This is a genomic window from Empedobacter sp. GD03865 (genome assembly GCF_029840775.1).
Taxonomy (GTDB): domain Bacteria; phylum Bacteroidota; class Bacteroidia; order Flavobacteriales; family Weeksellaceae; genus Empedobacter; species Empedobacter falsenii_B.
On sequence record NZ_JAOCDF010000010.1, the window covers coordinates 1 to 18,695 of the forward strand.

The following is an 18,695-nucleotide window of genomic DNA, read 5'->3' on the forward strand; positions in this document are numbered from 1 at the left end:
AAAAGCCTCAAGATTATTTTCTTGAGGCTTTTTTTGTGGTTATACTTTTTTGTACAAAGTATTAAGTATTAAGTAAAATGTAAGTTTTACTTCAACGCATCTCCAAACTATGTTTTATAAAACAAGAAGCTTCCTTTTTACAACTAACTCAGAACTTACTATTCATAACTCGAAGACACCCCTATAATCCCCTCAAGGGGATATTTCAACTTTTACTTCTATTCTTGTAAGCCTTAAATCTTACATCTTATAACTTATTACTCAAAACTTATAACTCAGAACTTAAAACCCGCGTTAGGGATAGTAGTGGAAATCCTTTTGGAGGAATTGGTTTTTCTGTAATCACTTCTAATCTTCTTATACAAAAGATTGCAACGGATAGCCCGACCGAAGGGAACGCCATAATAATTACGCTTATCATTATGTTTTATTAATATTTGTCCATCTGCTATAATTTTAGTACATTGAAGAATAATTTAATTTTGAATAAAATTTTATTTATTCAGCAAGAGGTTTTCTATCTCTTTATATGTTGTAATCATTAGATTACTCATTCTATTCTGTTTTACACAGTTTTTATAGAAGTTAGTTTCTATATCAGGTCGTTTCAGACATAAAAATCAATTACTATCGAGAGATAGTTGAGTAGTTCATATAAGTTTAATTAAAAACAATTCATGAGTTTAAAAGTAGGCATTATCGGGGCTGGACCAAGTAGTTTGGCAATGTTAAGAGCATTTGAGTCAGAAGAGAAAAAAGGTAACAAAATTCCAGAAATTAAATGTTTTGAGAAGCAAGACAACTGGGGAGGAATGTGGAACTACACTTGGCGTACAGGAGTAGGTAAATACGGAGAGCCATTGCATGGCAGTATGTATAAATATTTATGGTCGAATGGACCAAAAGAATGCTTAGAATTTGCAGATTATACATTTTCTGAACACTTTGGTCAAACAATATCTTCTTATCCACCTAGAGAAGTATTATTCGATTATATAGAAGGGAGAATTAAACAAAGTAATGCGCGAAAGTACATTCAGTTTAATACCGTTGCAAGGTGGGTAGATTATGTAGAGGATAAAAAACAGTTTCGCGTTGTTTTTGATGATTTAAAGAAAAATGAAACTTTCGAAGAATATTTCGATTATTTAATTGTCGGAACTGGACATTTTTCTACACCAAATATGCCTTATTTTAAAGGTATCGAGAATTATACAGGAAATGTAATGCATGCGCATGATTTTCGCGGAGCTGATCCATTTAGAGGCAAAGAAATTTTATTGATTGGTAGTAGTTATTCGGCAGAAGATATTGCGGTACAATGCTATAAAGGGGTCAGTCGACGAAACGGAGAAAATAGCACGTTAACAATTTAATCTATGATTAATATGTTTTAAATAAATATTATTTATTATTCAAGATTTTTAAAGCAACTTCTTTTGCTGATCCATCCCCATTAATATACATATACAATGTCGTCGTTGTAATTCCAAGCTTCTTTGCGACTTCTTTAGCTACTGCATTTTTATCAGACATAGCTAACATTGCCATTTTAATTGTCGTTATATCCATTTTTCTAGGTCTTCCTCCTTTTTTACCTCTTGCTCTAGCTGCTTCTAACCCCGCTTTTGTTCTTTCAATAATAAGTGATCTTTCAAATTCTGCTAAAGCTGCAAATATTCCAAAAATCAGTTTACCATTAGCTGTAGATGTATCTATTTGAGCCCCATTTCCAGCTAATACTTTTAGTCCAATATTTTGATTATTCAATTCATCTACCATATTGACTAAATGCTTTAAATCTCTTCCTAAACGATCAAGTTTCCATATTACTAAGTTATTTCCTGGTTGTAATGCTTTAAGACAATTTTCAAGTCCTGGTCTATGATCTTTTCTTCCAGAAGCTAAATCTTTATAAATTCTTTTTGAATCAACTCCTGCATTTATTAAAGCGTCTAATTGTAAATCCAAAGATTGGCTTCCATCGCTTTTTGATACTCTTATATATCCTATATCTACCATATGTACTAAAAGATTAAAACAAATATAAAGCTTTGTTTTGTTTTTCTTAATGAGTTATCTTGTATATATGTAATGGATTATTATTACTTTTAATTGAACAAGAAAAACGGTCGTTTTTCTTGTTATTATATTGTAATGAAATGCCTAGAAAAAAAATATTATCAGAATTTGATAAAAACACATTGATTCAACTTCCAGAATTAGAAGATGAATTTATTAGAATTTATAGTCTATCAGAACAAGATATTTCTATCATAGAGAGTAATTGTAGGGGTAAATCTAATAAATTAGGTTTTGCTGTTCTTTTGAGTTACATGAGGTGTCCAGGTATTATACTTCCAGTAGATGAATATCCTACAGATAAAATTATACAATTTTTAAGCTTACAACTTAATATTCCTAGTGAAGAATGGTTAAAATATGGGAAAAGAGCGCAAACTAGAAGGGAACATCTATCATTAATACAATCTATTTATGGGTATAGAATGTTTAATAATCAAGATTACAATTATTATTTTAATTACTTAATGAACATTTCTTTACAAACAGATAAAGGAATTCTAATTGTACAAGAATTTATAAAAGATATTAAGAAATATAAAATTTTACAACCATCTATTAATACAATCGAAAATTTATGTTCAGAAGCCTTAATGAATGCAGAAAAACAAATCTTTGACAAACTAACTTTTTCATTATCAATAACACAAAAAGATATCCTAGATAATCTTCTTAATTCAAAAGAAAAAAGCAATGTTAGTTATCTTAACTGGTTAAAACAATCACCAAAATCTGTTAATTCTAAAAGCCTATTGATTCATATAGAACGTTTAAAATTTATAAAAGAAATAAACCTTCATAAAGATATTGGAAAAGATATTCATCAGAATAGACTACTTAAAATTGCGAGAGAAGGTAGACAGATGACACCCCAGCATTTAAGAGATTTTGAAGAGTCTCGCAGATATGCAACATTAATAGCCGTTTTGATTGAAACCAAAGCTTCTATTATTGATGAAATTATAGAAATGAATGATAAAATAATTGGTTCTCTTTTCAAGTATGCTAAAAATACTCAATCTCAAAAAATGCAAGAATCGGGGAAATCTATGGGAAAACAGCTTGATATATTTTTAAAAATTGGTCATGCACTTCTTGATGCTAAAGAAACAGGAGAAGATCCATTTAGTGCTGTAGAATCAGTTGTTTCATGGGAAGATTTAGCTAAAAGTATATCGGATACTAAAGATTTAACGGTTAAACAGAATTTTGATTCACTTTATTTTATATCAGATAAATATTTCACGATAAAAAAGTATGGTGCCGAATTTTTGAAAGTATTAGAAATTCATTCTGCTCCTGTAGCAGAAGATATTTTAAAGACAGTAAGTATTTTGATAGATTTATATGATGGAAAACTTAAAAAACTACCCGAAAATATTCCTTCAAGTTTCATCAGAAAAAGATGGGAAGATTTAGTTTTTACTGAGAATGGAATCAATCGAAAATTTTATGAATTATGTCTATTCTCAGAACTTAAAAATCATTTACGTTCTGGAGATCTTTGGGTTAAGGGGTCTAGACAATACAAAGATTTCGAAGATTATCTTATTCCTGTAAAGAAATTTACTGAAATGAGAGATAAAAATACAGTTCCTCTTGATGTAGTGTTGAATGGAGAAGAGTTTCTTTCACAGCGAATGAGAATTCTTTCCAAGAAAATACAAACTGTTTGTAAACTTATTGAAAACAATGAACTCCCAGACTCTTCAATTATTAATGACAGAATAAAGATTAAACCTCTTGAAAATACAGTTCCTGAAGAAGCTGAAATTTTAGGAAAAAAAATATACGGGTTGCTTCCTCTTATTAAAATTACTGATCTCTTGAAAGAAGTCGATCAGTGGACAAATTTTACAGATGAGTTCATCCATTTAAAATCCGGAAATAAAGTAGAAGATAAAAACCTATTACTAACTGTCATATTATCAGATGCTATTAATCTTGGATTAAGGAAAATGTCGGAAGCTTCTCCAGGAACTTCTTACGCAAAACTTTCCTGGCTTCAGGCTTGGCATATTAGAGATGATACTTACTCTTTAGCTTTAGCTAAAATTATAAATAAACAAACTCAGCACCATTTTTCTTCTTACTGGGGAGAAGGAAAAACATCTTCTTCAGATGGTCAACGTTTTGCTACAGGTAGCTATGCGCAAAGGACAGGTACTATTAACCCTAAATATGGAAGTTCTCCAGGAGTTCAGTTTTATACACACATTTCTGATCAATATGCTCCATTTCATACTAAAGTTATTAATGTAGGTGTAAGAGACGCGACTTATGTATTAGATGGATTACTATATCATGAATCTGATCTACAGATAGAAGAACATTACACTGATACCGCTGGATTTACCGATCATGTGTTTGCCTTGATGCAGTTATTAGGATTTAAATTTGCACCAAGAATCAGAGATTTGAATGATAAGAAACTCTTCATACCTGAAGCATCTACTGAATATTCTGCTTTATCAGAACATATAGGAGGTACAATTAACAGTAAAAAAATCATTCAAAACTGGAATGAAATAGTAAGATTGGCTACTTCCATAAAAAATGGAACTGTTACCGCTTCATTGATTGTAAAGAAGATTGGAAGCTACCCAAGACAAAACGGACTGGCGGTAGCATTGCGAGAATTGGGTAAAATTGAGAGAACCTTATTTATGCTCGACTGGTATATGAGTCCAGAACTTAGGCGAAGAGTTACTGCGGGACTTAATAAAGGTGAAGCTAGAAATGCTCTAGCTAGAGCAGTATATTTTAATAGACTAGGAGAGGTACGTGAAAGAACTTTTGAAAATCAACGATATAAAGCAAGCGGTCTTAATTTGGTAACGGCTGCTATTGTTTTATGGAATACAGTTTATATTGAAAAAGTAGTAGAGTATTTGAAAGAGCAAGGAGAAGAAATTAATGAAGAATTACTTCAATATCTGTCTCCCTTAGGATGGGAACATATTCACTTAACGGGAGATTATGTGTGGAACAATCAAATAAAATTGAAGAATGGAGAATTTAGGCCACTAAGAAATTCATAAAGTATTTGTTTTACCTATTATAAATCCATTAAATTATAGATTAAATTGTTAACGTGCTATTTTTTCCGTTTCGTCGACTGACCCCTATAAACACGGAACTAAATCGGTCATAATTTCTTATCGTACAAACCCGATTGATTGTAAATGGCCCGAAGGGATAAAAGAATTGCCTTTAGTGACACATTTTGAAGATAAGAAAGCATTTTTCAAAGACGGAACATCAAAAGAGTTTGATGCAGTAATTATGTGTACAGGTTATCAACACAAATTTCCGTTTTTACCAGATAATTTGCGTTTAAAAACCAAAAATTGTTTGTATCCAGAAGGAATGTATAAAGGTGTAATATCAGATGTAAATGCTCAATTGTTATTTTTGGGAATGCAGGATCAATATTACACATTTAATATGTTTGATGCGCAAGCATGGTTTGCACGTGATTATATTTTGGGACGAATTAATTTACCTTCAAAAGAAGAAATTCAAAAAGATATTCAGAAATGGGTTGATTATGAAAAACAATCGATTTCTGCTGATGATCATGTTGATTTTCAAACTGATTATTTGAAGGATTTAATTCATTTAACTGATTATCCTATGTTCGATTTGGATAAAGTTGCTAATATGTTCAAATCTTGGTTAAAAGATAAAGAAGAAAATATTTTAACTTATCGAGATAAAACCTATACCTCAGTTATGGACGAAACGAAAGCAGAAAAACATCACACACCTTGGATGAAAGAGTTGGATGATAGTTTAGAACGCTATTTGGATGAAGATCCGATTGATGAAAAGCAATTAGAAAAAACAAATTATTATTAATATTAACAAAAAGACTAACAAATGTGTTGGTCTTTTTTTATTTTCGATTGTATATTTAAACATCGTTAAAAAAGAAAAGTGTTTATTTTTGACAGAGCACAACACAATATGATTTAATACAATAGAAATGGAGATTCAATATTTTTTCGAATTATTTGGTACACTTTTTTTTGGAATTTCGGGCGCTTTAGCAGCAGATGAAAAATCTGGTAACGATTGGTTTGGTGTAACCTTTATTGCTTTCCTAACTTCAATTGGAGGTGGTACAATTCGTGATATTTTACTTTCCGTTGAAATTATGTGGATAAAGGATGTTAATCTTATTTATGCAGTAGGGATTGGTGTTATTTTAGCGGCAATTTTCTATGAGCCTCTGTTGAAACTTCGTAAAACATTTATGCTTTTTGATACGTTAGGAATTGCTTTATTTACGATTGTTGGTTTAGAAAAAGCTCTAAATCTTGGAATTCATCCTGTAATTGCACCTGTAATGGGAATGTTTACGGCGGTTTTTGGATCCATTATTCGCGATATGATGTTGAACGAAGTTCCTATTATTTTCAAGAAAGAAATTTATGCGTTTGCATGTCTTTGTGGTGCAGTTATTTATATGATTTTATGGAAATTGGGACTTGATCGTAACATCAATTTCTTTATTTCGGGGGCTGTAATTGTCGCAATTCGTTTGACTGCAATTAAGTATAACTTATCATTACCGAAATTCAAAAGCCATTAATTTATAGATTCGTATCTTAGCGAACTAATTTTTTATAGATGGAAATTCAATACATTTTTGAATTATTTGGGACGGTTGTGTTTGCTATTTCTGGTGCTTTAGCTGGAGATGAAAGACAAAAACATGATTGGTTCGGAATTGCTTGTTTTGCTTTTATAACGGCTGTTGGTGGTGGAACTTTACGCGATCTATTTCTTAACAGTTATCCGTTAGTTTGGATAAATGATATGAATGTCATTTACGCAGTTTTTGCTGGAATTTTATTGGCAGGATTATTTTTTAAATATTTTTCACGATTAAGAGTAACATTAATGCTTTTCGATACATTGGGAATTGCGTTATTTACAATAGTAGGTTTAGAGAAAGCACATTCTTTGGGAGCAAACAATTTTATTTCTGTGATGATGGGGATGATGACCGCTGTAATGGGTGGTATGTTACGTGATGTTTTGATGAATAGAACGCCTACGGTTTTTGTGAAAGAAATTTATGCAATGGCATGTATCGCAGGAGGTGTGATGTATTTAATTTTTGATAATTTTGGATTAGATCGTAATATCAATTTCATCGTTTCGGGCGCTATTATCGCGGCGATCCGTATTGTAACTGTAAAATATAATTTGTCGTTACCTAAATTTTATTAATCATGCAAAAAACACCATTTAATCGAGAAATTTGGACAGGAAGAATTGATTCTGAAGATGGAGAATTAGGTTTAAGAATTCATCAAGTAATTTCTGACTACGATAAATTTAAATCATCATCCGTTCAACCAAAAATATTTTTAGGTTTCTGTTCAGAAGAAGGTGTTGAACGAAATAAAGGAAGAATTGGTGCTAAAAATTCGCCAGATTTGATTCGAAAAAGTTTAGCGAATTTACCTTTACATTTTTCTGAAACTGATTTTATTTTCGATGCTGGAAATATTCACTGTGATGATAAAAATTTAGAATCTGCGCGAGAAGAACAAATCAATCAAGTTAATAAAATCATTCGACAAAATCATTTTCCGATTGTAATTGGTGGTGGACATGAAACGGCTTTGGGCGATTTTTTGGCTTTAGCAAAATCATACAAAAATATTGGAATTATCAATCTTGATGCGCATTTTGATTTGAGAACGCCAAATCCACAATCAACTTCAGGAACGCCTTTTTACGAAATGGCTAAGTATTGCGAAGAAAATGAAATGAAGTTCAATTATATTCCAATCGGTATTCAAGAGTTAGGAAATACGAAAGCATTATTTCAACGAGCAGAAAATTTAGACGTTAATTTTATTTTGGCAGATGAAGTGCATTTCAATTTGAATAAAGTGTTAGACGATTTGAAAACGATTGTTCAACAATTTGATGCGCTTTATGTTTCGTTGGATATGGATGTTTTTGATGCAGCTTATGCGCCAGGTGTAAGTGCAACGACAATTAATGGTTTGGCACCTTTTCAGGTTAAATATATTTTGAAGGTTTTGATGAACTCAAACAAAGTGAAAATATTTGATTTGGTTGAATATAATTCGCTTTTTGATGTTGATAACTCCACAGCGAAACTCTCTGCACAAATGATTTACGAAGTTTTAAGACATTAATTCTGAAATATTTTACAATATTTTGTAACCTTTTTCAGTTATCTGCGTATACATATATAGTGGTGTTGATAAAATGCCAAAAGAAATTGATAATAATCATTAATAATAGGAGGGTTTTAGTTAAATGAGACAGCTTAAAATTACAAAGCAGGTAACAAATCGTGAAACTGCGTCGTTGGATAAATACTTACAAGAGATTGGTAAAGTAGATTTGATTACAGCGGAGGAGGAAGTAGAGTTAGCACAACGTATCAAAGCAGGAGATCGTGTTGCCTTAGAAAAATTAACAAAAGCAAACTTACGTTTCGTGGTATCTGTTGCGAAACAATATCAAAATCAAGGTTTAAGTTTACCAGATTTAATTAATGAAGGAAATTTAGGTTTGATTAAAGCTGCACAACGTTTTGACGAAACACGTGGTTTCAAATTTATCTCGTATGCAGTTTGGTGGATTCGTCAATCTATCTTACAAGCATTAGCAGAGCAATCTCGTATTGTACGTTTACCATTAAATAAAATTGGATCGATCAATAAAATTAATAAAGCCTATGCTTTATTAGAGCAAGAACATGAACGTGCTCCATCTGCAGAAGAAATTTCTGAAGTTTTGGATATGTCTGAAGGTGATGTAAAAGAGTCGATGAAAAACTCTGGTCGTCACGTCTCAATGGACGCACCATTAGTAGAAGGAGAAGATTCTAACTTATACGATGTATTAAACATTGGTGAATCTCCATCTCCAGATGTACAGTTGATGATTGAATCTTTACGTGTAGAGATTGAGCGTGCATTACAAACATTAACGCCTCGCGAAGCTGATTTAATTCGTTTATACTTCGGATTAAACGGTCAACATCCAATGACGTTAGAAGAAATTGGAGAAACGTTTGATTTAACAAGAGAACGTGTTCGTCAAATTAAAGAAAAAGCAATTCGTCGTTTAAAACATACTTCAAGATCTAAGATTTTGAAAACGTATATTGGACGATAGAAACATAAGAAAGCAGCTAAATAAGCTGCTTTTTTTATAAATACTAAAACACTTTATGAGAAACTTTATTTTACTATTTACTCTTATACTTTTTTCAACTTATACTTTCGGTCAAAAGAAAGTTGATCAAAATTTAGTTGGATTTTGGTCTTCTTCAATTCCTAAAACAAAAGCTGATCCTATTGATGGAAAATGGTTAATCAACCGTAAAAATGATGGAACATTTATTTTATATTTTGAGTTGTTGAGTGGTCGAGATTCTATTTATGCAAAAGAAACAGGAACTTGGTGGACAGATAATAATCAGTATTTTGAGGAAGGAAATGAATTAAACTTCAATGATATTTATTTGTATAAAATCAATGAAAATAAAATTGAGTATAGATTAGAAAAAGGAAAATTACCAAGAGGTTTTAAAACGACTAAATATTCAGAAGAAAAAAGTAATAATTTGACAGATTATTATGAAGAAAAGTATTCTGTATATAAAGCTAAAACCATGAAAAAAATCTTTGATATGGAAAGCTCTGTAGATGGGTTTGCATATGATCAGACAGATGGTGAAGCAGACGAACGTTTTGTAGGTATTTGGATAGGTTCGGAAAAAGATAATCAAGTGAAAGGATTATCTAAAGAATGGGCAATGACAAGAAATGCAGACGGAACTTTTGTTTTGGATTTTAAAACTAAAATGAAAGGAAGAAAAACAGAAAATTCTATAGAAAAAGGAAAATGGTGGGTAAAAGATAATAAGTTTTACGAATACCACGAAGATTCTGAATCAACAGATGTTTATGAGTTTCAGATTTTAAATGAAAATCAGATAAAGTTTAAAGCATTTAATATGGCTTTTGAACAAGAAAATGAAACGTACGAATTTATTGATACAAGAAAAAAATAAATGAAAAACTCCAACTAAATTTAGTTGGAGTTTTTCGTTATAATAATTTCCCGCTTAGTAAAATTGCAGCAATTGTAAAATAAATAATCAATCCTGAAACATCAACCAAGGTTGCGACGAAAGGCGAGGATGCTGTTGCGGGATCAAATCCAATTTTTCTCAAAATAAATGGAACTAAAGATCCAGAAAGTGTTCCCCATAAAACAATGACGATTAAAGATAAAGCGACTGTTAAAGCTACATATAGCCAATATTCTCCATAACTATAAATTCCAGTTTTTTGCCAAATTAAGATTCTGATAAAACCAACAAATCCTAGAATTGCACCTAAGATTAATCCCGAAGCAAATTCTTTTTTCATTACATACCACCAATCTTTTAGCTTTAATTCGCCCAAAGCCATCGCTCGAATAATCAGGGAAGCCGCTTGAGAACCAGAATTTCCACCACTCGAAATAATCAATGGAACAAATAAAGCCAACACAACTGCTTTTTCGATTTCCTGGTCATAATAACTCATTGCAGAAGCCGTAAACATTTCGCCAATAAATAAGATAACCAGCCAACCTGCGCGCTTTTTGATTAATTCCGCAATAGGTGTTTTAGTATACGAAACATCCAATTCTTCCATCCCTCCGAATTTCTGAATATCTTCTGTATCACGCATTTTCATACGATCCAAGATATCGTCAAATGTTACAATTCCGACCAAAACATCATTTTCTGTCACAATTGGCATCGCAGAACGATCGTATTTATCAAAAACTTCTAACGCATCTTCTAAAGGAGTTGTCGTCTTGATTGAAACAAAATTATGATCGATTAAATCTTCTACTTTAGTATCTTCATCAGCCAAAAGAATTTCGCCAATTTTTAAATCATCAATCAATCTATTTTTTCCATCAACAATAAAAATATACGTTAATGTTTCGGCTTTTTTTCCATACTTTTTGATGTGAGCCAAAACTTGTTTTACTGTATAATGTTCTTTTACCTGAATATAATTTGGTGTCATTAAACGTGCAATCGAATCTTCTTTGTATCCAATCAAATTTAGTGCTGTAGCGCGTTCTTCAGGATTTAAAAGATTAATGGAATGTTTGATTAATTGATCTGGGAAATTTTCAAAAAGTTCTGTTCGGTCATCAGGATCAAGATTGTTCAAAACCTCGGCTAAATCTTCGTCCGTCAAACTTTTTACAATTTCGTACTGAATATCGGGTTCAAAATAGGAGAATACTTCAACTTTATCATCATTCAAAAGCGAGTAAAAAGCGATGTTTCTTTCTTTTACGTTCAGTGCAGTTAATTGTTCGGCAATATCTGCTGGATGTTGATTAAGCATATTATTTTCCATAAATTTGTTTTTTTATCCCGAGCTGCAAATTAAGTCTTTTTGAGATGAGAAGAAGTATAGATTGGCTACTTTTAAGCTAATTTTAATATAGAAATTATGATGAATAAAACAGATCAAAAACAAATTAAAGAATTTATAAAATCTATGGATGTAGATGAACGATTTGTTGGAATTTGGTCTGGAACCGATCATGGGAAATTTTTTAAAGGTGAAACAAATAGTTGGATGGTCAATAGAAAAGTTGACGGTACAATGACAGTTAACTTTAAGACCATTCACAGTGATGATTGCGTTACATTTTCTGAAGATGAAGGCGTTTGGTGTACTATTGGTGATGAATATTATGAGTTTAGAGATTCTGATGAAATGGCAGATATTTACACTTATATTTTTATGTCAAAAGATTCGATTCATTTTATTATCAACGAAGAATTGAAAGACGAAGAACCTTATAACTTTATTGATAATAGAGTTTTCTTGGATTAAAAATAATTTTACTGAATCATTTTTTCTGTTATATTCGTATTGTATTAATTAACACTGAAAATGAAAAAACTATTATTTACTCTCTTATTATCAACTTCACTATTTGCTCAAGAAAAAGCAACAGATTTGTTTAATGCAAACGTTAGTTTTATTGGAATCGGAATTCAATATGAAAAAGCTTTATCCGAAAATTTTACGGCTGTTGGATCTTTAGATTATTTGGGAGGTTTTAAATACAGTTATAGCGATTTTTATGGGAGTGATTTTGAGTATATTTTGACAACAAATATAGCTTTAGAAGGACGTTATTATTATAATTTTGACCGAAGAATTGACAAAGGAAAAAATACCAAAAATAATTCTGGGAATTATATTGCTGTAAAAGGAACTTATACGCCAGATTGGTTAACAATTTCTAATAGTGATAATTTAGGTGTTAATCCACAAGGTTCTATTACGTTCAATTATGGATTTAAACGTTCTTTTGCTCAAAACTTTTTTTATGAGTTTTATACGGGATTAGGACTTTCTCTTTATCAAGAAACATATACAAACTATGATTTTGATAATTATACAACATCAGAAGTAAAAAGTACAAATACAGGAGTTGCTTTAGATTTAGGCTTTCGAGTTGGTTACAATTTCTAAAAAAATATAAATCGTTGAGTTTTCAACGATTTTTTTATTTCATTACCTTTGCACCACAAAATACAAACAAACAACAAATAAGATTATGCCAATAGTAGCACCATCAATTTTAGCAGCCGATTTCGGAAATTTAGCAAAAGACATCGAAATGGTTAATAATTCTCAAGCCGAATGGTTTCATTTAGATGTAATGGACGGCGTTTTTGTTCCGAATATCTCTTACGGAATGCCAATTATTGAGAAAATAAATTCGTTAACAGATAAAGTTTTGGATGTACATTTAATGATTGTTGATCCAGATCGTTACATCTCAACTTTCAAACAAGTTGGCGCAGATATTTTAACGGTACATTACGAAGCGTGTACACATTTACATCGTACAATTCAGGCTATAAAAGCAGAAGGAATGAAAGCAGGAGTGGCGCTTAATCCGCATACACCAGTATCTGTTTTAGAAGATGTGATTAACGATTTAGATTTAGTTCTAATCATGAGTGTTAATCCTGGTTTTGGAGGTCAAAAATTCATTGAAAATACTTACAACAAAGTTTCTAAATTGAAAAAAATGATTACAGAAGCAAATGCAAATGTTATCATCGAAATTGATGGAGGAGTTGGAGTACAAAATGCATCAAAATTGGTAGAAGCTGGTGCAGATGCTTTAGTTGCTGGTTCGGCAGTTTTCAATGCTGAGAATCCAACGGAATATATTGCAGAATTACAAAAAGCTTAATAAAATAGTATTGAGATGTGAGAAATTAGAATTGAGAAGTTCATATTTTTTCCTTCAACTATTTAAAATAAATAATAAAAAACTGAATCAGAAATGATTCAGTTTTTTTGTTGATTCATCTTAAACTTGTTTTGGTATCTTATAAAGTTAATCAAATAATTCTCTCATTAAAATCTTAACTTTGTTGCATGAATTTCTCTAAAGACAACCCAAAAAAGATTTATACGATTGATGAAATCAAAGATAAAATGGCAAAATATTGTCTTTATCAAGATCGTTGTCATTGGGAAGTAGAGAAAAAACTTCGTGATTTTGATTTGATTCCGGAAGCGAAAGATGAGATTATTTTTAAGCTAATTCATTACGGATTCCTGAATGAAGAACGATTTGTTCATAATTTTGTTCGAGGAAAAGTCAATCAAAAAATGTGGGGAAGAAATCGTCTTCGTCAAGAATTAAAAATGCGTCAAATTGACCAAAAATTAATCGAAAAAGCATTTAAAGAAGAAATTGATTTGGATAAATATTGGAATAATTTATTGTATTTAACGCAGAAAAAGTTCAATTTATTAGCTTCTGAGCGCGAATCTTTCAAGAAAATAAACAAAGTAAAAGCATATTTAGCGTACAAAGGCTACGAGTTTGATTTGATGAATGATGCTATAGAAACAGTGAAAACAAAAGAGTAATACAATTCATCCGTAAAATTCGACAATTCGGTTAATAATTTTTAAAATTAAAAAAGACTTCACTTAATTTTATTCCATAATAAATAAACACATTATGGAAAATTTAGTCAAAATCATTATTTACATTCACGCTTTTTTTGGAGGAATTGGTTTAGTTGCTGGTACAGCTGTTATGATTATAAAAAAAGGAAATTCGACACACAAAAAAGTGGGAAAAATATTTTCGATTGGTATGTTAGTCAGTTCTGTTCTTTCGTTAATTATTTGTGCTTTTCCAAATCACCACAATTCTTTTCTTTTAATGATTGGTATTTTCACGATTTATATGATTTTGATTGGAAATAGAATTCTAAATTATAAGCGTAAAAATTATTCTAATAATTTGGATAAAATCATTTCTGGAGCAATGTTTATCACATCTATTGTGATGATTGTTTTTGGATTACTTCCACTTTTCAAAAGCAATGCAATTGGATTATTGTATTTAATTTTTGGGTTTTTAGGAGGATTTATGTCTTATCGAGATTTTGTTTTTTACAAGAATCCAGAGAATTATAAAAAATGGACAATGAATCATGTTGGAAAAATGGTTGGCGCTTATATCGCTTCAGTAACAGCGTTTTTGGTTGCAGGTGCTGGATTTGGAAATAATATTTATTTTTGGATTGTACCTTCAATTATCGGAACGATTTATATTTTTTCTTGGTCAAAAAAACTAAATAAAAAAGTTGCAGTGAATTGATTATCTTTAATTAAAACACTTGTATGAAATATATTTATTCAGTTTTAATTCTTTTGTTTTTCTTTGGTTGTCAAACAAACAAGATTAATTCGATTCCAAAAGAAATCAAAAATAAAAATTTTTATCAAGCATTAGAACAAGCAACTATAATAGCTAAATCAAATCATCTGAATGTCGAAAATATAGGAATTATTTTTACAGAGGATAACTTGTACATTTATATTTCTGAAACAAAAGAAATTAATTTGAATAGTGATTACAAATATTTACAAACTAAAATAAATGGTATAATTTATAAATTAATAGTCAATCAAGATGATAAAATTGTTGAAGGATTTGTAGATATAAATAAAGCAATTAAAGTACCTTTTGAAGAAACTGATATTTTTGAAGATGAAATAAAAGGTTATAAAATTAGATTTCAAAGAGATTTAGAATCTAATCAATTTATTTTGCAAAGATTATCACATTATTACGAGTATGATAAAGATTTTATTTTAGAAGAAGATAAAAAATATTTTCCAAATATTAAGATAATTTTACCTGAACCAATAAATGAACCACAAACAGAATCAGAATAAACCATAAAAAAAACGAATTTCGAAACTCGAAATTCGTTTTTACTATTTCTAATATTTACCTAATTCTTTTTCAAATTCTTGCAGATAATTTGCCAAATGAAAACCATCTACAAAACCATGATTCGCCTCAACCGAAACAGGCATATACATTTTATCGTTTTGCGTATACGCTTTTCCAAAAATAATTCGCGGAATAGATTCTCCTGTTCCAAAGTTACTTGGTTGCACTAATCCCGTAAATCTCGACCATGGAAACGTAGAATGACGAACCAAGCCAATGGTAATTTCTTCATTTTTGATGTGCAAACCAACCGAATTTTCTACACTTTGTATTTGCTCTTGAAGTTGTGCGTTAAATGCATTAAAATCTTCGGTAAAATTCATCAACGCAAAACCAAAAGTTCCGTCTTTTCTACCAATTGTTGTTCCGCAATCTAAATGATCGTACACAAAAATTTCATCATCTTCGATGCGATATTTAAACTCATTAATCTTATTTTCTGCCAACATCGAGCAATGTAAATAGACTGCGAAAAAAGACAATTTATTTGCTTTGGCAAATTTGTACGCTTTAGAACATTCAACCTCCGCAACAACTCCGACATACGGATTATCCATTTTCGAGAACATATTAAAATGCTCTATACGATTCCAACCTTCAGGATTAAATTTCTGTTTCATTGATGCAAAGTTAAAAATAGGATTTACAATTACTTCAATCTTTTTTGTTGATATGCATCACCAATTACATTCAGAGTCACGCCTAGAATAATCATAAAAATTCCTAAAGCCAAACTCAACGAAAAATCTTCACCAAAGATCATAACACTTACAGCAACGGCAACCACAGGTTCTGATGCGCCAAGAATAGAAGTGGCTGTAGAACCAATGTTTTTAATTGCATAAATCAAAGCGATGCTCGAAACAACTGTCGTAACAAACGCAAATATAAAAAAGTTGAAGGTTAATTCTAATGATGGTAAAATGAAGGATTCTTTGTGAATAATCATTTTGTTGCGTAATAAATCGTTGTAAATAGAAACGAATAAAAGCTTAATGTAAAGCCTTTTATATCTCGTACTTTCGATTTGTTGACTGTCACAATATATAATCCGTAACCCAAAGCACTGATAAAAACAATTCCTAATCCGATTGGATTTAGCTCGAATTTTCCTTCTTTGAAACTTAGTAAAATTACACCAGCCAGTACAAAAACAATGGCTACAATAGTTGAAATTGTAATTCTTTCTTTGAAGAAAACAGCCATTATGATGGCAACAATCAACGGATAAACGAATAATAATGTGGAGGCAATTCCAGGAGTTAAATAATCATAACCTAAAAATAAGGCATCCGCTGAGATTCCGTACAATAATCCTAAAATGATTAAAAATGGAATCTGTTTCACATCTATTTTGAATGATTGTTTTTTGATGAATAAATATGTTCCGACAATCAATGCAGAAAAAAAGAATCGATAGAATAATGTGGTATCCATCGAAAAATTTGCTTGTTTTATAGGAAGGATAAATAATGGAATTAATCCATAAGATATGGACGATATTAGCCCATATGCGTAACCTTTGAATTTCATTTTTAATAGAAAAAACGAAGTTCGAATTTCGAACTTCGTAATTGATTAGTATTTATTAAAATTTATTTTCTCGTAAAATCTAAATCTTGGAAATCGTAACTGAAATCTGTTAACGGAGAAATGGCTCTCATTTTGAAACCTGTCATTTTTCCATCTTTCATTTCTGCATAAACAAAAGCGTCTGCATGGAAATAACGATTGTACCATTTTACTGCAAAAGTATTGTCTTTGTAAAATGACATTTCACCAGTTAATTGAGGCGAACGTTTCGATTCAAAAATGATTTTTCCTTTCTTTTCATAAATTACAACATCACCAAACCAATTGTCTTTATACGTTCCGATTACGCTTTTTGAATCAAATTTGATGGCTTTATTTTTTTGATTTGCTTCAACTGTTTTCCAAACTTCATCAGTAATAACATCGGCTTCTTCCACATTTTTCTTCATCATATCATCATACGTTTTTACCCAATCTGTAGATGGATTTTTTAAGTAAAAATCTTTGATCGTATTCGAAATTGCTCGGAAAGCTGCACCTGATTGTTGGTTAGTCAAAATCACAATTCCTAATTTTTCTTGAGGATAAAACATCGTTTGTGTTACAATTCCTTCCAATCCACCAGTATGCGAAACTTCCAATTTTCCATTCATATCCTGTAATTGCCATCCCAAACCATAGGCTTTGAATAATGAATTATAAGGTGGAGTTGTACGATTTGGTTGTAAAGTTTGTGGCGTTATCATTTCGTTCATTTGTTTTTCCGAAATAATTTGTTTTCCATTCACTTTTCCTTTATCCAAATTGAATTGCAACCATTTTGCAATATCATCAACATTCGAATAAATTCCTGCAGCTGCATCAAAAATGGTGTTCGTATAACGATCAATCACTTGCAATTTTCCGTCAATTGGAACGTGTGGATCAATTGCATTTTTCTTGTCTTTTAGCAAATGCCAATTCGCTGCAGTATTCGTCATTCCAATTGGTTCCAACAATCTTTTTGTTACAAAATCTGTCCAAGACAGCCCCGAAACTCTTTCAATCACAACTCCTGCAATAATGTATAATAAATTATCATAATCATATTTTACACGAAAATCTGAAACAGGTTTTAAATATTGAATATTAGAAATAATATCTTTTGGAGTGAAATTGTGTCCATCAGGCCAAACCATCAAATCTCCAGCACCCAAACCTAATCCACTTCGATGCGTTAATAAATCACGAATTGTAAACTCTTTGGTTACATAACCGTTGTACATCTTAAATTCTGGAATGTGCGTAATCACTTTATCATCCCACTTTATTTTTCCTTCATCAACCAAAATCGCCAAAGCAGCTGCTGTAAAAGCTTTAGAGTTAGAAGCAATTCCAAAATTTGTATTCGACTGAACTTTTTCTCCCGTTTTAAGAGATTTTACGCCATAACCTTTCGAATGTACAATTGTCCCGTCTTTGATAACCGCAATAGACATTCCAGGAACATCAAATGCTTTCATTGCATTTTCTGTGACTTTATCAATAGCTTGATTCGAAATATTTTGTCCAAAAGCTGTAAAAGAAGCTAATGTAATCGTTGATAAAAGTATATTTTTCATGTGTGAATTTGAATTTTCACGAAGTTAGATATTTTTATTCATCAGCTTATAGCTTTTAGTAAAATATCAAAAATAGAGGATCAATTAATTTTGAATGATTTAAAA

At 30.9% G+C, this 18,695-nt stretch carries 19 protein-coding genes and 1 pseudogene; 14 read left to right on the forward strand and 6 right to left on the reverse strand.

Going from position 1 to position 18,695, the window contains the following annotated elements:
* Positions 1-677: 677 nt before the first annotated feature.
* Positions 678-1,343: pseudogene (locus N5D46_RS05495) on the forward strand (NAD(P)/FAD-dependent oxidoreductase); the annotation flags it as partial.
* Positions 1,344-1,404: 61 nt separating this feature from the next.
* On the opposite strand, the gene N5D46_RS05500 reads toward N5D46_RS05495, so the two are convergent.
* Positions 1,405-2,022 (reverse strand): recombinase family protein, encoded by a 618-nt coding sequence (locus N5D46_RS05500; protein WP_092910698.1) that lies wholly within the window; start codon positions 2,020-2,022, stop codon positions 1,405-1,407.
* 140 nt (positions 2,023-2,162) lie between these two features.
* Here N5D46_RS05500 and N5D46_RS05505 point away from each other — a divergent pair, with 140 nt between their 5' ends.
* The 7 genes from N5D46_RS05505 (at position 2,163) to N5D46_RS05535 (ending at position 10,159) form a co-directional block, all read left to right on the forward strand.
* A complete protein-coding gene (locus N5D46_RS05505) occupies positions 2,163-5,123 on the forward strand; it encodes a Tn3 family transposase (RefSeq protein ID WP_092910703.1) in 2,961 nt (986 codons plus the stop codon).
* Between the two features lie 175 nt (positions 5,124-5,298).
* Positions 5,299-5,943: a hypothetical protein gene (locus N5D46_RS05510; protein WP_280049407.1), complete on the forward strand. Its 645-nt coding sequence runs from the start codon at positions 5,299-5,301 to the stop codon at positions 5,941-5,943.
* A gap of 127 nt (positions 5,944-6,070) precedes the next feature.
* Positions 6,071-6,679 carry a trimeric intracellular cation channel family protein gene (locus N5D46_RS05515; protein WP_280036959.1) on the forward strand — a complete coding sequence of 203 codons (609 nt, stop codon included), beginning with the start codon at positions 6,071-6,073 and terminating at the stop codon, positions 6,677-6,679.
* A gap of 38 nt (positions 6,680-6,717) precedes the next feature.
* Positions 6,718-7,323 carry a trimeric intracellular cation channel family protein gene (locus N5D46_RS05520; RefSeq protein ID WP_038332494.1) on the forward strand — a complete coding sequence of 202 codons (606 nt, stop codon included), beginning with the start codon at positions 6,718-6,720 and terminating at the stop codon, positions 7,321-7,323.
* A gap of 2 nt (positions 7,324-7,325) precedes the next feature.
* Entirely contained in the window at positions 7,326-8,267 is a 942-nt protein-coding gene (gene hutG / locus N5D46_RS05525; protein WP_280049409.1) for a formimidoylglutamase, read from the forward strand.
* Between the two features lie 124 nt (positions 8,268-8,391).
* Entirely contained in the window at positions 8,392-9,258 is an 867-nt protein-coding gene (locus tag N5D46_RS05530) for a sigma-70 family RNA polymerase sigma factor (protein ID WP_019975176.1), read from the forward strand.
* Positions 9,259-9,313: 55 nt separating this feature from the next.
* Positions 9,314-10,159, forward strand: coding sequence for a lipocalin family protein (locus N5D46_RS05535; protein ID WP_219035271.1), 846 nt, complete (start codon positions 9,314-9,316; stop codon positions 10,157-10,159).
* 37 nt (positions 10,160-10,196) lie between these two features.
* Here N5D46_RS05535 and mgtE read toward each other — a convergent pair whose 3' ends face one another.
* Positions 10,197-11,516, reverse strand: coding sequence for a magnesium transporter (mgtE, locus tag N5D46_RS05540; protein WP_125350025.1), 1,320 nt, complete (start codon positions 11,514-11,516; stop codon positions 10,197-10,199).
* Between the two features lie 96 nt (positions 11,517-11,612).
* Between mgtE and N5D46_RS05545 the strand changes: the two genes are divergently transcribed.
* The 6 genes from N5D46_RS05545 to N5D46_RS05570 all read left to right on the forward strand — a co-directional run bounded on the left by N5D46_RS05545 (position 11,613) and on the right by N5D46_RS05570 (position 15,395).
* Complete coding sequence (locus tag N5D46_RS05545) at positions 11,613-12,002, forward strand: hypothetical protein (protein ID WP_219035270.1); 390 nt, start codon at positions 11,613-11,615, stop codon at positions 12,000-12,002.
* 60 nt (positions 12,003-12,062) lie between these two features.
* Complete coding sequence (locus N5D46_RS05550; protein WP_114997834.1) at positions 12,063-12,650, forward strand: hypothetical protein; 588 nt, start codon at positions 12,063-12,065, stop codon at positions 12,648-12,650.
* An 85-nt stretch (positions 12,651-12,735) separates the two neighbouring features.
* Complete coding sequence (gene rpe / locus N5D46_RS05555) at positions 12,736-13,383, forward strand: ribulose-phosphate 3-epimerase (RefSeq protein WP_125350028.1); 648 nt, start codon at positions 12,736-12,738, stop codon at positions 13,381-13,383.
* A 188-nt stretch (positions 13,384-13,571) separates the two neighbouring features.
* On the forward strand, positions 13,572-14,072 hold the full coding sequence (locus N5D46_RS05560; protein WP_114997826.1) for a regulatory protein RecX: 501 nt from the start codon (positions 13,572-13,574) through the stop codon (positions 14,070-14,072).
* Between the two features lie 94 nt (positions 14,073-14,166).
* Positions 14,167-14,814, forward strand: coding sequence for a hypothetical protein (locus tag N5D46_RS05565; protein ID WP_280049412.1), 648 nt, complete (start codon positions 14,167-14,169; stop codon positions 14,812-14,814).
* A gap of 23 nt (positions 14,815-14,837) precedes the next feature.
* Positions 14,838-15,395: a hypothetical protein gene (locus N5D46_RS05570; protein WP_280036968.1), complete on the forward strand. Its 558-nt coding sequence runs from the start codon at positions 14,838-14,840 to the stop codon at positions 15,393-15,395.
* A 48-nt stretch (positions 15,396-15,443) separates the two neighbouring features.
* Here N5D46_RS05570 and N5D46_RS05575 read toward each other — a convergent pair whose 3' ends face one another.
* The 4 genes from N5D46_RS05575 to N5D46_RS05590 all read right to left on the reverse strand — a co-directional run bounded on the left by N5D46_RS05575 (position 15,444) and on the right by N5D46_RS05590 (position 18,590).
* The gene (locus N5D46_RS05575) at positions 15,444-16,076 is read right to left on the reverse strand and encodes a CatA-like O-acetyltransferase (RefSeq protein ID WP_125350032.1); all 633 of its coding nucleotides are present in this window, start codon (positions 16,074-16,076) and stop codon (positions 15,444-15,446) included.
* A 29-nt stretch (positions 16,077-16,105) separates the two neighbouring features.
* Positions 16,106-16,405: a DMT family transporter gene (locus N5D46_RS05580; protein WP_260392005.1), complete on the reverse strand. Its 300-nt coding sequence runs from the start codon at positions 16,403-16,405 to the stop codon at positions 16,106-16,108.
* Positions 16,402-16,989 (reverse strand): DMT family transporter, encoded by a 588-nt coding sequence (locus N5D46_RS05585; RefSeq protein WP_260392006.1) that lies wholly within the window; start codon positions 16,987-16,989, stop codon positions 16,402-16,404. Before N5D46_RS05585 ends, N5D46_RS05580 begins: the two co-directional genes overlap by 4 nt.
* A gap of 62 nt (positions 16,990-17,051) precedes the next feature.
* Positions 17,052-18,590, reverse strand: coding sequence for a serine hydrolase (locus tag N5D46_RS05590; RefSeq protein WP_221856521.1), 1,539 nt, complete (start codon positions 18,588-18,590; stop codon positions 17,052-17,054).
* Between the last annotated feature and the right edge of the window lie 105 nt (positions 18,591-18,695).

What these genes read in the sequence shown, in the direction of transcription:
- mgtE (WP_125350025.1), bottom strand. Translation starts at nt 11,516, where the DNA reads ATGGAAAATAATATGCTTAATCAACATCCAGCAGATATTGCCGAACAA.
- N5D46_RS05530 (WP_019975176.1), top strand. Translation starts at nt 8,392, where the DNA reads ATGAGACAGCTTAAAATTACAAAGCAGGTAACAAATCGTGAAACTGCG.
- N5D46_RS05575 (WP_125350032.1), bottom strand. Translation starts at nt 16,076, where the DNA reads ATGAAACAGAAATTTAATCCTGAAGGTTGGAATCGTATAGAGCATTTT.
- N5D46_RS05505 (WP_092910703.1), top strand. Translation starts at nt 2,163, where the DNA reads ATGCCTAGAAAAAAAATATTATCAGAATTTGATAAAAACACATTGATT.
- N5D46_RS05520 (WP_038332494.1), top strand. Translation starts at nt 6,718, where the DNA reads ATGGAAATTCAATACATTTTTGAATTATTTGGGACGGTTGTGTTTGCT.
- N5D46_RS05545 (WP_219035270.1), top strand. Translation starts at nt 11,613, where the DNA reads ATGATGAATAAAACAGATCAAAAACAAATTAAAGAATTTATAAAATCT.
- N5D46_RS05535 (WP_219035271.1), top strand. Translation starts at nt 9,314, where the DNA reads ATGAGAAACTTTATTTTACTATTTACTCTTATACTTTTTTCAACTTAT.
- N5D46_RS05560 (WP_114997826.1), top strand. Translation starts at nt 13,572, where the DNA reads ATGAATTTCTCTAAAGACAACCCAAAAAAGATTTATACGATTGATGAA.
- N5D46_RS05570 (WP_280036968.1), top strand. Translation starts at nt 14,838, where the DNA reads ATGAAATATATTTATTCAGTTTTAATTCTTTTGTTTTTCTTTGGTTGT.
- rpe (WP_125350028.1), top strand. Translation starts at nt 12,736, where the DNA reads ATGCCAATAGTAGCACCATCAATTTTAGCAGCCGATTTCGGAAATTTA.
- N5D46_RS05580 (WP_260392005.1), bottom strand. Translation starts at nt 16,405, where the DNA reads ATGATTATTCACAAAGAATCCTTCATTTTACCATCATTAGAATTAACC.
- N5D46_RS05585 (WP_260392006.1), bottom strand. Translation starts at nt 16,989, where the DNA reads ATGAAATTCAAAGGTTACGCATATGGGCTAATATCGTCCATATCTTAT.
- N5D46_RS05590 (WP_221856521.1), bottom strand. Translation starts at nt 18,590, where the DNA reads ATGAAAAATATACTTTTATCAACGATTACATTAGCTTCTTTTACAGCT.
- N5D46_RS05550 (WP_114997834.1), top strand. Translation starts at nt 12,063, where the DNA reads ATGAAAAAACTATTATTTACTCTCTTATTATCAACTTCACTATTTGCT.
- N5D46_RS05515 (WP_280036959.1), top strand. Translation starts at nt 6,071, where the DNA reads ATGGAGATTCAATATTTTTTCGAATTATTTGGTACACTTTTTTTTGGA.
- N5D46_RS05565 (WP_280049412.1), top strand. Translation starts at nt 14,167, where the DNA reads ATGGAAAATTTAGTCAAAATCATTATTTACATTCACGCTTTTTTTGGA.
- N5D46_RS05500 (WP_092910698.1), bottom strand. Translation starts at nt 2,022, where the DNA reads ATGGTAGATATAGGATATATAAGAGTATCAAAAAGCGATGGAAGCCAA.
- hutG (WP_280049409.1), top strand. Translation starts at nt 7,326, where the DNA reads ATGCAAAAAACACCATTTAATCGAGAAATTTGGACAGGAAGAATTGAT.